Raw genomic sequence first — 13,403 nt, 5'->3', positions numbered from 1 at the left:
CACGAGATGATCGAACCAGGCATCTACAAAGACGTGATGGGCTCCTTCCCGTCCGGCGTTACGGTGGTCACCACCCTGGACGCCGACGGCGGCATCGTCGGTATCACCGCCAGCGCGTTCAGCGCGCTGTCGATCGAGCCGGCACTGGTGCTGTTCTGCCCCAACTACGCCTCCGACACGTACCCGATCCTGCGTGACAGCAAGCAGTTCGCCATTCACCTGCTGTCTGCCGAGCAAACCGCCGAGGCGTATGCCTTTGCCGGCAAGGGCAAGGAAAAGGCCAAGGGGATCGATTGGCACCTGAGCGAGTTGGGCAACCCGTTGCTGGCCAAGGCCACGGCGATCATCGAGTGCGAACTGTGGCGCGAGTATGACGGCGGAGACCACGCGATCATCGTCGGCGCGGTGAAAAACCTGGTGTTGCCGGCAGATCCGGTCACCCCGATGGTCTACCACAAAGGCAAGCTGGGCGCCCTGCCCCCGCTGGGCTGATACCCTTGGGGCTGCCCTGCAGCCCAATCGCCGGCAAGCCGGCTCCCACAGGATCGCCACGGTCCTGTCTGCCTGTGCTGTACCTGTGGGAGCCGGCTTGCCGGCGATTGGGCCGCAAAGCGGCCCTGTTCCACCCATTTTTTAGGGGCCGCGCGACCCTCTCACCCTCGGTTGCGGCCCCTGTTTTGATTCGGAGCCAGACGCATGAGCAACGAAAAGTACGAGAAAGGCCTGCAGATCCGCACCCAAGTGCTGGGCGAGGACTACGTCAACCGCTCGATCCAGAACGCCGATGAATTCACCAAGCCCTTGCAAGAGCTGGTCACCGAGTATTGCTGGGGCCATGTCTGGGGCCGCGAAGGCTTGTCGCTCAAAGAGCGCAGCATGATAAACTTGGCCATGATTTCCGCGCTCAACCGGCCCCACGAACTCAAGCTGCACATCCGCGGCGCATTGCGTAATGGCCTGAGCCGAGAACAGATTCGCGAGATCCTGCTCCAAGTCGGCATTTATTGCGGCGTACCCGCGGCGGTGGACAGTTTCCGCCTGGCCCGCGAAGCGTTCGCCGAAGCCGATGCGGAGTCAACCCGTTAACAACGGGCTGTTCGAACCACCGTAAGGAGCAGCGCCCGGTTCGGCGTGCTCCGCGGGTTGGCGCAACAGCCTCATAAAGAGCGCACCTGATGAAACGCCAGCCACTCGACGACAGCTTCAAGGTCAACCGCAACCCCGTTACCCTGCGCGAAATCGTGCTCGACAAGCTGCGCGCCGCGATCATGAACTTCCACTTGCTGCCAGGTGACCGCCTGGTGGAGCGCGACCTTTGCGACCGCCTCGGGGTCAGCCGCACCTCTGTACGTGAAGCCCTGCGCCACCTCGAATCCGAAGGCCTGGTCGAGTTCGCCGACGCCAAAGGCCCGCGCGTGGCCATCATTACCCTGGAAGATGCCCGCGATATCTACGAGCTGCGCTGCGTGCTCGAAGGCTTGATCGTCCAGCTGTTCACCCTCAATGCCAAGGCCAAGGACATTCGCGCCCTGGAGCGCGCGCTGGAGGTCAACCGCGAAGCCCTGGAGGAAGGCGAACTGCAACAGGTGCTCGACTCGGTGCAAGGCTTTTACGATGTGCTGCTGGAAGGCTCCGGCAACCAGGTTGCCGCTCAACAGCTGCGCCAATTGCAGGCCCGCATCAGCTACCTGCGCGCCACCTCGGTGTCGCAGGAAAACCGCCGCGGTGCCAGCAACCGGGAGATGGAAAAGATCGTCGAGGCGATCAAGGGCGGTGACCCACTGGTCGCCCACCAAGCCTCGGTCGATCACGTCCGCGCCGCCGCCAAGGTGGCCCTGGACTACCTGCGCCAGAAGCAGGATGACCACACCAAGGTGCGCGACATGGTCGAGCCCCTGGCCCTCAAAGAGCCACGTATAGAACCCCGCCTAGGCCGCTGACCATGCCCAACGCCCCGCGCTACTGCCCGCACTGCACCACGGAACTGGCCCGGGGCGTTCCCACAGGCGACACCCACGAACGCCTGCATTGCACCGGCTGCGGCTACATCCACTACATCAACCCGAAAATCATCGCCGGCTGCATCATCGAGCGCGATGGCAAGTACTTGCTGTGCCAGCGGGCTATTCCACCCCGCCCTGGCACCTGGACCTTGCCCGCCGGGTTCATGGAAGCGGGCGAGACCACCGAGCAGGCGGCGTTGCGCGAGGTGTGGGAAGAAAGCGGCGTGCACGCCGAAATCGTCTCGCCCTACTCGATTTTCAGCGTGGCCAAGATCAGTGAGGTGTACATCATCTTCCGCGCCATCGCCACGCAGGAGACCGGCCAGTTCGGCCCGGAGACACTGGCCTACAAGTTCTTCGAGCCGGACGAAATCCCCTGGGACGAAATCTACTACCCGGCCATCCGGCAGATTCTCGAGCGGTATATCCTGGAGCGCCAGGCCGGGGTGTACGGCATCTACATGGGCAATGACGATACCGGTAAGGTGCATTTCATTCGCTGAGCCAGCGCGATTCGGTAGGAGCAGCCTTGTGCTGCGAAGAAGCCGGGGATAACAGCGGAGATCTTCGCTGCTGTCGCTGGCCTCTTCGCAGCACAAGGCTGCTCCTACACGCGAAGAGGCCCGCACAGACGACATAAAGCCCTCGCCAATTCGCTATTCTCGGTGCACCCTTATCCTCCCAGGTATGAAGGATCGGCAGCACACATGGCGAAATGGCTAGACGGCGGCGGGCTGATGGCCGAACGCATCCGCCAGCACGATTGGACCCACAGCCCACTGGGCCCGCTCGAGGCCTGGCCGAGCGCGCTCAAGACTTCGGTGGCCTTGTGCCTGGCCTCGCGCTTTCCGCAAGCCGTGCTGTGGGGCCGCGAGCTGATCACTTTGTACAACGATGCCTTTATCCCTATCCTCGGTAGCAAACCTTTAGCCCTAGGCCGGCCGTTCAGTGAAGTGTGGCAGGAGGCCTGGGGCGAAATCAGCGCCATGGCCGAACACGCCATGGCCGGTGAGGCGGTCTACATCGAAGACTTTCCCTTGGTCATCGACCGCAACGGTGCCCCCGAACGCGCCTACTTCACCTTCTGCTACAGCCCGATCCGCGGCGAAGACGGCACTGTGCTGGGCATGCTCGACACGGTGACCGAAACCACCACCAGCGTGGTCAACAGCCAGCGCCTGAGCTTTCTCGACGGCCTGGGGCGCGAAGTGGCCAATGCCACCGACCCCGAGCGGATCATGGCCATCACCACCCGCATGCTGGTGGAACACCTGCAACTGTCCAGCTGCGCCTACGCGGTGATGGACCCCGACCAGGACGGCTTCAACATCTGCGGCGACACCGTCGCCCCCGGCTCACCGCGCCTAATCGGCCAATACCGCCTGGCCGACTTCGGTCGCCTGGCTGTCAGCCGACTGCGTGCAGGCGAACCGCTGGTGATCAATGACAACCTCAACGAACTGGCCGCCGAGGAAGCCGCGACGTTCCAGGCCATCGGCATCACCGCGACCATCTGCATGCCGCTGATCAAGGACGGTCGCCTGACCGCCCTGATGGCTATTCACGACAAGGCGCCCCGGGTATGGACGGGCTATGAACTGCGCCTGATCCGCGAAGTCACCGAACGCTGCTGGTCGCATATCCAACGGGTGCAGGCCCACGCCGAAGTGCGTGAAGCCCTGGCCGCGCTGGAGGCGCTCAACGCCTCCCTGGAGCACCGCGTCGAAGAGCGCACCGCCCAGCTGCTGCACACCGAAGCCGTGCTGCGCCAGGCACAGAAGCTCGAGGCCATCGGCCAGTTGACTGGCGGTGTGGCACACGACTTCAACAACCTGCTGACCATCATCCGCTCGTCATTGCACTTCTTGCAGCGTCCCAACCTGGACGAAGCACGCCGCGAGCGCTACCTCAAAACCATTGCCGACACCGTCGAACGCGGCGCCAAGTTGACCGGCCAACTGCTCGCTTTCGCCCGTCGGCAGGCCTTGAGCCCACAAGTGTTCGAGGCCGGGCCGCGGCTGCAGGCCATGGCCGATATGCTCGATACCGCTACCGGTGCACGGGTTCAGGTGGAAATCGAACTGCCAGAGGCGCCTTGCCATATCCGCGCCGACCTCAGCCAACTCGAAACCGCGATCATCAACCTGATGCTCAACGGCCGCGACGCCATGGCCGGGGAAGGCACCTTGCGCCTGCGCCTTCAGGCCAACCAACGCCTGCCCGTCCTGCGTGGGCAGGCCGCGCAAGCCGGGCCCTTTGCCGCCATCTCGGTAGTGGACAGCGGTGTCGGCATCGCCAGCGAGCTGCTCGATCGCATCTTCGACCCCTTCTTCACCACCAAAGCGCCCGGTGAAGGCACCGGGCTTGGCCTTTCCCAGGTGTTCGGCTTTGCTAAGCAGTCCGAAGGCGATGTAGAGGTGATCAGCGTCGAAGGCCAGGGCACGACGTTTACCCTGTACCTGCCGCAACAAGCGCCCTCTGCCGGCCCTGAGGTTTCTGAATAGCAGCTACCGTTGCGCGGCCAGTAACCGCGCCACACTCTGTGCCAGCTCGGCACGCCGGTACGGCTTGCGCAGCACTTCGAAGCCTTTGAGTTCGCGCGGTGTCAGGTTGGCGTAGCCGGTAATGATCAGCACCGGCAGGTTGGCCTGGCGCTGGCGCATCTGCTGGGCGAAGCGCACGCCGGTCATCTCGGCCATCACATGGTCGGTCACCAGCACATCCGGCACTAGCCCCCGCTCTACCAGCTGCAAGGCCGCCGCCGCACTGTCGGCCTCGATCACTTCGTAGCCGAGGTCGCGCAGTTGCAGCGCTGTGGCATGGCGAACGATCGCTTCGTCATCGACCAACAGCACGTGGTTCTTCCGGCCGGCCGATGGCGCTTCGGCTGTATCGCTGTCGCGGCAGCTTGCCGCCTCATCGCTGGTCGGCAGCCACAAGGTCGCCTCGGTGCCCTCACCTGGCCACGAACGAAGGGTAAAACCGCCGCCCGACTGCACGGCCAAGCCCTGCACCATCGGCAGGCCTAGGCCGGTGCCTTTGCCCACCGCCTTGGTCGAGTAGAAGGGCTCGAAACAGCGGCGCAGTTGTTCAGCGTCCATCCCACAGCCACTGTCGCGCACCTGTAGCCAGGCCAGCCGCGCCGCGGCCACACCTTCCGGCCTCGGCGGGCCGTTTACATCGATACCGGCGACGATACTCAGCTCACCGCCTTCAGCCATGGCGTCACGGCCGTTGACCACCAGGTTGAGCAAGGCCAGCTCCAGTTGATGAGGGTCGGCCACCACGGCCGGTAGCGCCGGGTCGACCTGCACGTGCACGGTAATGGTCGGCCCCAGCGAACGGGCGATCAGCTCACGCATGTCATCCACCAGCGCCGCCAGAGACACGGCTTGGGGTTTGAGGGTTTGCCGGCGGGCGAAACTGAGCAGCCGACCGACCAGGTTGCGCGCCCGCTCGGCAGCCTGCAGGCCGCCGTCGATCAGCCTGGGGGCACGCTCGGACTGTGGGTTGCGGCGCATCAATTCGAACGAGGCAATGATCGGCGTGAGCATGTTATTGAGGTCATGGGCGATGCCGCCGGTCAATTGCCCGATCATTTCCAGCTTGTGGGCTTCGTGCAGCTGCAGCATCGCGGATTCGCGCTGAGCCAGGGCCGACGCCACGCGCTCCTCCAGGCTTTCGTTGAGCAGGTGCAGCGCCCGCTCGGCCCTGGCATGGGTAATCGCCGCCCACGCTTGCTTGGCGCTCTCTTCCACCAGTTGGCATTCGTCTTCAGGGCACGGGTGGGGGGTATGGAAATGCACACTCAGGGTGGTCTCCAGCCGGCCAGCGCGCAGGACCGGCACATGCAGGCTGTGAGGCTGCTGCACCACCTGCCCCGCTGCCAGTTGCTCGCGCAACGAAGCACCGAAGCTCGCGTAGGCATGCTGGCCGACGAACGAGGACAAGCCCTCGGACCAGTCATGTGCTACCTGGAAATTGCTGCCGTCGCCTTGGTCTTCACCAAAATAGACCCGTGCCGCGCCGAGTCGCCGTGCCAGCCGACTTACCGCGAACGCTTCGATCCGCTCTGCATCACCCAGCGCGGGTAAAGCACGGCCCAGCTCCAGCAAAAAGGCCTGGCGCTGCTGGAAGCGTACGCGCTCGGTAGTCTCAGTCACCAGGCACAGCACGCCACCGACGCTGCCGTCAGCCTCGCGCACAGCGGAATAGGACACATCGAAATAGGCCGTTTCACCCACGCCGTGGCGCTCGATGTAGAAAGGGCGATCCTTGGCCGAGAAGGTCTGGCCGCTCTCGCGCACACCGCGCAGCAACGGCTCCAGGTCGTCCCACAGCTCGCTCCAGTTTTCCTGGGCCGGCCGCCCCAATGCCTGGGGGTGCTTGGTGCCAATGCTCGGTGCATAGGCATCGTTGTACAGCGCCACGTAGGCCGGCCCCCAGAACAGCACGCACTGCGCTTGCGCCGGCAGCAGCGTGCCCATGACCGTCTGCAGGTGCGGCGACCAGGTGTGGGGGGGACCCACCGGCGAGCCGCGCCAGTCCATCGACTGGAGCAGGCTGCCGACGCTACCGCCGTTGAGCAGAAAGCCCAACGGTGGGTCACCCGCGTCGGTGGGGGGTTGTTGAAGCGATCTCATGTCAGGGAAGTCCCGGGCACATTGCCATCCATCTGATGGATAGGAGGCCTGCAAGTACCCGTTCGTTCCCTTGCTCTCAGACGTTTTTCAACGGCGCCCTTCAGCCAGCATGCGCAAGGCCAACCCGGCCAGCACAGTGCCCATCAACCAGCGCTGAACGCGCTGCCACAGGGGCCGCCCGCCTAAGAACACGGCGATGGAGCCGGCCATCACCGCGATCAAGGCATTGACCGAAACGCTGATGGCGATTTGCGTAGACCCGAGCACCAGCGACTGCACCAACACGCTGCCGTGACCGGGCTCGATGAACTGCGGCATCAACGACAGGTACATGACGGCGATCTTGGGGTTCAGCAGGCTGGTGGCAAAGCCCATGGTGAACAGCCGCCGCGGGCTGTCCGCTGGCAGGTCGCGGACCTGGAATGGCGAGTTGCCGCCAGGACGAAGCGCCTGCCAGGCCAGGTACAACAGGTACAATGCGCCACCGATGCGCAGCACGTCGTAGGCAAACGGCACGGCCATGACCAGCGCGCTGATGCCCAGCGCAGCGCAGAGCATGTAGATGACGAAGCCCAAGGCCACACCACCGAGGGAAATCAACCCCGCATTGCGGCCCTGGCAGATCGACCGGGAAATCAGGTAGATCATGTTCGGGCCGGGCGTCAGCACCATGCCTAGGCAGATCAATGCGAAAGTCAGCAGTTGGGCGGTGTCGGGCATGGGGCACATCCTGGTTGTGCGAAAAGTAGCGGCGAGTGTATCCGAGCGGCGTCAGCGCCGGTAGCGTCAGCCCAACTGCCCGGTAATCAGCCCCAAGGCCACGGCGATCATCGCCACGCCCGACACCCGCCCGACCACCTTCGCCGCCCCTGGCCGGGTGCTCAAGACGGCCTTGGCGCCGTACCCCACCAGCGAATAGATCACCAGCGAGCTGCACAGGTGCACCAGCCCCAGCAGCAGGATCTGCACCGGCACCGGCCAGCTTGACTGCGGGTCGGTGAATTGCGGCAGCAAGGCCAGGAACAGCAGAAACACCTTGGGGTTGAGCCCGCTCACGCAAAAGCCTTTGAAGGCCCAGCGTGAACCGCTATCGCCAACACCGCCCTGCCCGGCTTCCGGCACCGCCGGGCTGAGCAGCAGGTTGCCGCCCAGCCACAGCAGGTAGGTACAACCCGCCAAGGTCAGCAACATCAACGCCAACGGGTGCCCCGCCAACAGGCTGCCCACGCCGGCTGCCACCACCAGCGTCGCAAGGAAGTGCCCCGACAACATGCCCGCCACCGCAGGCATCACCCAGCGGCCACGCATACCCGCCGAGATGGCGTAGGCCCAGTCGGCACCAGGGGTAATCACGAACAGCAACGACACGGCCCAAAACGCCGTCAGCACACTGATTGCCACTTGAATCTTCCTTATGTCTTGGCTTGGTATGCAGAAAGATTACGGATTCCTTCGGGGCATTTTCTTTCGTATATTCCCCGTCATCGCACATAAGCTGGAAGATTTTTCCCCATGGACAGAACTGATCGAAAAATCCTTGTCGAGCTGCAAAAAGATGGTCGCTTGTCGGTGACCGAGTTGGCGGATCGCGTGGGCCTGAGCCTGTCGCCCTGTCATCGCCGGCTGAAGGCGCTGGAGGAATCGGGCGCCATCCTGGGCTACCACGCGCGCCTGGCGCCGGCTGCACTGGGGCTGAACTTCGCCGCGCTGGTGTTCGTCACCCTGCGCGAGGTGACGCGCCAGCCGGTGGCGGACTTCGAGGCAGCGTTGGCCGAAATCCCCCATATCGTCGAGGCGCAGCGGCTGTTCGGCGACCCGGACTACCTGCTGCACGTGGTGGCCAAAGACCTGCCAGCGTTTCAGAAGCTGTATGACGAACACCTGACCAGCATTCCCAACGTGAAGCGGTTGAGTTCGACGTTGGTGATGAAGGAAGTGATCCAGGACCGGCTGTTGCCGATGTAGCTGTGCAGGCCTGCTCTGGCCTCTTCGCGGGCAAGCCCGCTCCCACACCGACCGCGTTATGCCCCCAATTTACAGGGCATGCGCGAACATTGTGGGAGCGGCCTTGTGCCGCGATGGGCCGCAAAGCGGCCCCAATGCAGGCGATGGATAAGTTAAGTGAACAGCATTACGGCACAGGCGGACTATTATCTGCACTGAAAACGCGCACCCCGCACCAGCCCGGTTCCCGGCCCATTCACCCGGATGGCGCCAACCCCTCAGGCCCAGGCCTTCCAGCCGTATGGCCCGCTCCTTGCTACCACTCGTCCCTTAACCTTTTGTCAGCCTTAGGTTTTTTAAGGTTTATGGGCACATATTTACTAATTTCTCGTTATCCCCGCACCCCCCATCATCCCTCCAACAAGAACGCGTCGCCCTTCGCCGGCACGCACCCGGGCAGTACCCCATGCCCTACCTTGCCTTGGAGTCAGTCATGACCAGTGCAGCCAACTCGGCACCCCTCATAGAAAAACACACGATCGGCTACGTGCCCCCGCAAGACCGCCATGGAAAGGTAAGGGATTTGTTCACACTGTGGTTCGGGGGCAATATCGCGCCCCTGCCCATCGTCACCGGCGCGCTGGGCGTGCAGCTGTTTCACCTGAACCTGGTGTGGGGCATCGTCGCCATCCTGGTCGGCCACCTGGTCGGCGGGGTGCTGATGGCGCTGCACTCGGCCCAAGGCCCGCAGATGGGCATCCCGCAGATGATCCAGAGCCGCGCCCAGTTCGGCACACTTGGCGCGCTGCTGGTGGTGGTGATCGCCGGGGTCATGTACATCGGGTTCTTCGCCTCCAACATCGTCCTCGCGGGCAAGTCGCTGCATGGCGTGGTCGAAGCCGTGCCGGTACCGGTGGGTATCGTCATTGGCGCACTGGGGTCAGGCATCATCGGCATCATCGGTTACCGCTTCATCCATGTGCTCAACCGCATCGGCACCTGGGTGCTGGGCATCGGTATCGTGGTCGGCTTCGGCTATATCTTCACCCACGTGCAAAGTGACGACTTCCTCACCCGCGGCGGTTTCAACCTGGCCGGCTGGCTGGCCACGGTGTCGCTGGCAGCGTTGTGGCAGATCGCCTTTGCCCCGTATGTGTCGGACTATTCGCGCTACCTGCCGGCCGACGTCAAGGTCAGTTCGACCTTCTGGACCACTTACCTGGGCTCTGTGCTGGGCTCGAGCCTGTCGTTCATCTTCGGCGCGGTCGCGGTGCTGGCAATCCCGGCGGGCATGGACACCATGGACGCGGTGAAACTCGCCACCGGCACCCTGGGCCCGATCATGCTGGTGCTGTTCCTGCTCAGCGTGATCAGCCATAACGCCCTCAACCTGTATGGCGCGGTGCTGTCGATCATTACCCTGATCCAGACCTTCGCCTACCGCTGGATCCCCACCGCCAAAAGCCGTGCGGTGCTGTCGCTGATCGTGCTGGCGGCTTGCAGTGTGGTGGCCGTGTGCGCATCGAAGGACTTCATCGGCCACTTCGTCGACATGGTGCTGGTGCTGCTGGTGGTGCTGGTGCCATGGACGGCGATCAACCTGATCGACTTCTATGCCATTCACAAGGGTGACTACGACATCCAGTCGATCTTCAAGGTCGATGGCGGTATCTACGGGCGTTACAACCCGCAGGCGCTGGTGGCCTACGCCGTGGGCATCGTGGTGCAGATCCCGTTCATGAACACGCCGCTGTATGTCGGGCCGGTTTCCGAGCACATCAACGGGGCAGACCTGTCGTGGCTGGTGGGGCTGGCGATTACCTCGCCGTTGTACTGGTGGTTGGCTTCGCGTGACAGCGCTTACCGTCGTCGGCAGGTGAGTGCCAAGTTGGCCATGGGGCACTGATTCAGCCTGTACTGGCCTCTTCGCGGGCAAGCCCGCTCCCACAGGGGGACCACAGATTCCGGGCCCTGCGGTATTGCTGTGGGAGCGGGCTTGCCCGCGAAGAGGCCGGTACAGACACCTTGTAGTCAGAGGTTATAAGCCCGCTCATTGTGCTCCGCCAGGTCCAGCCCCTGCTCTTCCTCCTCCCGGCTGGCCCGCAGCCCGACAGTCAGCTTGATGGCGCCCAGAATCGCCCAGCTCACCACAAAGCAATAAACAAAGGTAAAGGCCACGCCTTTCAGCTGCACCAGTGCTTGCCCAAGGGGCGTAATGCCTTCCACATAGCCGCCCAACGACGGCGCGGCAAACACCCCGGTCAATAGCGCGCCAACCATCCCGCCCACGCCATGCAGGCCGAACACGTCGAGGGTGTCGTCATACCCCAATGCCTGCTTCAGCCGGGTCACTGCGAAGAAGCAGATAGCCCCCGTCAGCAAGCCGATCACCAGCGCCCCCAACGGCCCGACAAAGGCGCACGCCGGCGTGATGCCAACCAACCCGGCCAACGCACCTGAGGCCGCCCCCAGTGCAGTGGGCCGCCCATGCATGAGCTTTTCGGTAATCAGCCAACCGACAATCCCTGCGCAGGCAGCCACCATGGTCGCCAGCATCACCACCCCTGCCCCTTCGTTGGCGGCAAGCCCCGAGCCCACGTTGAACCCAAACCAGCCCACCCACAGCAAACCGGCACCTACCAGGGTGAAGCCGAGGTTGTGCGGCGGCATGGCCACCTGTGGGTAGCCCTTGCGCTTGCCTAGCATCAACGCTGCAGCCAGCGCCGCCACCCCGGAGTTGATGTGCACTGCGGTGCCGCCGGCAAAGTCCAGCACACCCCAGTTGACCATCAATGCCCCTGGCCCGCCCCAGACCATATGGGCAATCGGTGCGTACACCAGGACGAACCAGGCGCCCATGAACAACAACGAGGCACTGAATTTCATGCGTTCGGCAAAGCCGCCGGCAATCAGCGCAGGCGTGATGATCGCGAAGGTCAGCTGAAATACCGCGAAGACACCTTCCGGGATGGTCCCTACCAGGCTGTCATGGCCGATGTTCAGCATCAGCGCCTTGTCCAGGCCGCCGATAAAACTGTTGAAGGTCAGTTGGCCTTCAACCATACCGCGGGTATCCACCACCAGGCTGTAGCCGAACAGCACCCAGAGGATGCCGATGAGCCCGGCCACGGCGAACAGCTGGGTGAACACCGAAAGAAAGTTCTTGGCCCGCACCATGCCGCCGTAGAACAGCGCGAGGCCCGGGATGCACATCGTCAGCACGAACATCGCCGCGCAGATCATCCAGGCGGTATTGCCGGTGTCCAGGGTGGGCTCGGCGGCGTGAGCCAACGGCGTCAATGCCAACAGCACAACAGCAAGGGCAAGCTTCATGGAGTCACTCCTGTGCGAATGGGGATGCAGCGGGGGCTGCTTCGCAGCCCTTTCGCGACACAAGGCCGCTCCTACAACGGACCGCGATCATCTGTAGGAGCGGCCTTGTGTCGCGAAAGGGCCGCAAAGCGGCCCCAGAAGGTTGAATCAGTACTGAGCCTGGCCTGGTACCCAGGCAGTACCGGCCAGCGGTACCCGGGCCATGGCGGCTGCTTCCACGGTCAGCGCCACCAGGTCCTCAGGGTCAAGGTTGTGCAGGTGCGACTTGCCGCAGGCACGGGCCATGGTCTGCGCCTCCAGCACCAGCACGCGCAGGTAGTTGGCCAGGCGCCTGCCGGCCTCTTCCGGGTTCAGGCGCTTGGCCAGTTCCGGATCCTGGGTGGTGATGCCGGCTGGGTCGCGGCCGTTCTGCCAGTCATCGTAGAAACCGGCGGCCGAGCCAAGTGCCTTCAACTGCGCATCCAGGCGCGGGTGGTTGTCGCCCAGGGCGATCAGCGCGGCGGTGCCGATGGCCACTGCGTCAGCGCCCAGGGCCATGGCCTTGGCCACATCGGCGCCGTTGCGGATGCCACCCGAGACAATCAACTGCACCTTGCGGTGCATGCCCATCTCTTGCAGTGCCTGCACCGCCTGCGGGATGGCCGGCAGGATCGGAATGCCGACGTGTTCGATGAACACTTCCTGGGTCGCGGCAGTACCGCCCTGCATGCCATCGAGCACGATCACGTCAGCGCCGGCCTTCACCGCCAGCTTGACGTCGTAGTACGGGCGGCTGGCACCGATTTTCACGTAGATGGGTTTTTCCCAATCGGTGATCTCGCGCAGCTCGGCAATCTTGATCGCCAGGTCATCCGGGCCGGTCCAGTCCGGGTGGCGGCAGGCGCTGCGCTGGTCGACGCCAATCGGCAAGGTGCGCATCCCGGCCACGCGCTCGGTCACTTTCATGCCCAGCAGCATGCCGCCACCGCCCGGCTTGGCGCCCTGGCCAAGGACGATCTCGATGGCGTCGGCCTTGCGCAGGTCGTCCGGGTTCATGCCGTAGCGCGACGGCAGGTACTGGTACACCAGGTGCTGCGACTGGCCCCGCTCTTCCGGGGTCATGCCGCCGTCACCGGTGGTGGTGCTGGTGCCGGCGATGGTCGCACCACGGCCCAGCGCTTCCTTGGCGTTGGCCGACAACGCGCCGAAGCTCATGCCGGCGATGGTCACCGGGATCTTCAGGTGGATCGGTTTCTTGGCAAAGCGGGTGCCCAGCACCACGTCGGTGCCGCATTTTTCGCGGTAGCCTTCCAGCGGGTAGCGCGACACGCTGGCGCCGAGCAGCAGCAGGTCATCGAAGTGCGGCACGCGGCGCTTGGTGCCACCGCCGCGAATGTCATAGATGCCGGTTTCGGCGGCACGCTGGATTTCCTGGATGGTCAGGCGATCGAAGGTGGCCGACTCACGCAGTACCGGGGGGAATTGCTCGCTCATGGGGTTG

Annotated in this window: 12 protein-coding genes; 7 read left to right on the top strand and 5 right to left on the bottom strand. The window is 63.9% G+C overall.

Features of this window, described 5'->3' with window-relative positions; translation table 11 throughout:
* Nucleotides 1–6: 6 nt before the first annotated feature.
* The 5 genes from D886_RS0118765 to D886_RS0118745 all read left to right on the top strand — a co-directional run bounded on the left by D886_RS0118765 (nt 7) and on the right by D886_RS0118745 (nt 4,507).
* On the top strand, nt 7–492 hold the full coding sequence (locus D886_RS0118765; protein WP_027595375.1) for a flavin reductase family protein: 486 nt from the start codon (nt 7–9) through the stop codon (nt 490–492).
* Nucleotides 493–696: 204 nt separating this feature from the next.
* Nucleotides 697–1,086: a carboxymuconolactone decarboxylase family protein gene (locus D886_RS0118760; RefSeq protein ID WP_016499260.1), complete on the top strand. Its 390-nt coding sequence runs from the start codon at nt 697–699 to the stop codon at nt 1,084–1,086.
* Between the two features lie 89 nt (nt 1,087–1,175).
* The gene (locus tag D886_RS0118755; protein WP_027595374.1) at nt 1,176–1,940 is read left to right on the top strand and encodes a GntR family transcriptional regulator; all 765 of its coding nucleotides are present in this window, start codon (nt 1,176–1,178) and stop codon (nt 1,938–1,940) included.
* Nucleotides 1,941–1,942: 2 nt separating this feature from the next.
* Complete coding sequence (locus D886_RS0118750) at nt 1,943–2,506, top strand: NUDIX hydrolase (protein WP_027595373.1); 564 nt, start codon at nt 1,943–1,945, stop codon at nt 2,504–2,506.
* A 204-nt stretch (nt 2,507–2,710) separates the two neighbouring features.
* On the top strand, nt 2,711–4,507 hold the full coding sequence (locus tag D886_RS0118745; RefSeq protein WP_027595372.1) for an ATP-binding protein: 1,797 nt from the start codon (nt 2,711–2,713) through the stop codon (nt 4,505–4,507).
* 3 nt (nt 4,508–4,510) lie between these two features.
* Here the strand turns inward: D886_RS0118745 and D886_RS0118740 are convergent, their stop codons facing one another.
* The 3 genes from D886_RS0118740 to D886_RS0118730 form a co-directional block, all read right to left on the bottom strand.
* Nucleotides 4,511–6,646: a response regulator gene (locus D886_RS0118740; protein WP_027595371.1), complete on the bottom strand. Its 2,136-nt coding sequence runs from the start codon at nt 6,644–6,646 to the stop codon at nt 4,511–4,513.
* Between the two features lie 87 nt (nt 6,647–6,733).
* Nucleotides 6,734–7,366 carry a LysE family translocator gene (locus D886_RS0118735; RefSeq protein ID WP_027595370.1) on the bottom strand — a complete coding sequence of 211 codons (633 nt, stop codon included), beginning with the start codon at nt 7,364–7,366 and terminating at the stop codon, nt 6,734–6,736.
* Between the two features lie 66 nt (nt 7,367–7,432).
* Nucleotides 7,433–8,047 carry a LysE family translocator gene (locus D886_RS0118730; RefSeq protein WP_027595369.1) on the bottom strand — a complete coding sequence of 205 codons (615 nt, stop codon included), beginning with the start codon at nt 8,045–8,047 and terminating at the stop codon, nt 7,433–7,435.
* Between the two features lie 111 nt (nt 8,048–8,158).
* On the opposite strand from D886_RS0118730, the gene D886_RS0118725 reads away from it, so the two are divergent.
* Nucleotides 8,159–8,611 (top strand): Lrp/AsnC family transcriptional regulator, encoded by a 453-nt coding sequence (locus tag D886_RS0118725; RefSeq protein ID WP_027595368.1) that lies wholly within the window; start codon nt 8,159–8,161, stop codon nt 8,609–8,611.
* Nucleotides 8,612–9,083: 472 nt separating this feature from the next.
* Nucleotides 9,084–10,496, top strand: coding sequence for a cytosine permease (locus D886_RS0118720; RefSeq protein WP_027595367.1), 1,413 nt, complete (start codon nt 9,084–9,086; stop codon nt 10,494–10,496).
* A gap of 125 nt (nt 10,497–10,621) precedes the next feature.
* On the opposite strand, the gene D886_RS0118715 is transcribed toward D886_RS0118720, so the two are convergent.
* On the bottom strand, nt 10,622–11,923 hold the full coding sequence (locus D886_RS0118715) for an ammonium transporter (protein ID WP_027595366.1): 1,302 nt from the start codon (nt 11,921–11,923) through the stop codon (nt 10,622–10,624).
* Between the two features lie 147 nt (nt 11,924–12,070).
* Nucleotides 12,071–13,396 (bottom strand): FMN-binding glutamate synthase family protein, encoded by a 1,326-nt coding sequence (locus D886_RS0118710; RefSeq protein ID WP_027595365.1) that lies wholly within the window; start codon nt 13,394–13,396, stop codon nt 12,071–12,073.
* Nucleotides 13,397–13,403: the final 7 nt, after the last annotated feature.

Source organism: Pseudomonas sp. LAIL14HWK12:I7 (genome assembly GCF_000483465.1).
In the GTDB taxonomy this organism is placed as follows: Bacteria; Pseudomonadota; Gammaproteobacteria; order Pseudomonadales; family Pseudomonadaceae; genus Aquipseudomonas; species Aquipseudomonas kermanshahensis.
Note: the sequence above shows the minus strand (reverse complement) of the source record. Positions and strands in the feature narration are given on the sequence as shown.

What these genes read in the sequence shown, in the direction of transcription:
- D886_RS0118765 (WP_027595375.1), top strand. Translation starts at nt 7, where the DNA reads ATGATCGAACCAGGCATCTACAAAGACGTGATGGGCTCCTTCCCGTCC.
- D886_RS0118760 (WP_016499260.1), top strand. Translation starts at nt 697, where the DNA reads ATGAGCAACGAAAAGTACGAGAAAGGCCTGCAGATCCGCACCCAAGTG.
- D886_RS0118755 (WP_027595374.1), top strand. Translation starts at nt 1,176, where the DNA reads ATGAAACGCCAGCCACTCGACGACAGCTTCAAGGTCAACCGCAACCCC.
- D886_RS0118750 (WP_027595373.1), top strand. Translation starts at nt 1,943, where the DNA reads ATGCCCAACGCCCCGCGCTACTGCCCGCACTGCACCACGGAACTGGCC.
- D886_RS0118745 (WP_027595372.1), top strand. Translation starts at nt 2,711, where the DNA reads ATGGCGAAATGGCTAGACGGCGGCGGGCTGATGGCCGAACGCATCCGC.
- D886_RS0118740 (WP_027595371.1), bottom strand. Translation starts at nt 6,646, where the DNA reads ATGAGATCGCTTCAACAACCCCCCACCGACGCGGGTGACCCACCGTTG.
- D886_RS0118735 (WP_027595370.1), bottom strand. Translation starts at nt 7,366, where the DNA reads ATGCCCGACACCGCCCAACTGCTGACTTTCGCATTGATCTGCCTAGGC.
- D886_RS0118725 (WP_027595368.1), top strand. Translation starts at nt 8,159, where the DNA reads ATGGACAGAACTGATCGAAAAATCCTTGTCGAGCTGCAAAAAGATGGT.
- D886_RS0118720 (WP_027595367.1), top strand. Translation starts at nt 9,084, where the DNA reads ATGACCAGTGCAGCCAACTCGGCACCCCTCATAGAAAAACACACGATC.
- D886_RS0118715 (WP_027595366.1), bottom strand. Translation starts at nt 11,923, where the DNA reads ATGAAGCTTGCCCTTGCTGTTGTGCTGTTGGCATTGACGCCGTTGGCT.
- D886_RS0118710 (WP_027595365.1), bottom strand. Translation starts at nt 13,396, where the DNA reads ATGAGCGAGCAATTCCCCCCGGTACTGCGTGAGTCGGCCACCTTCGAT.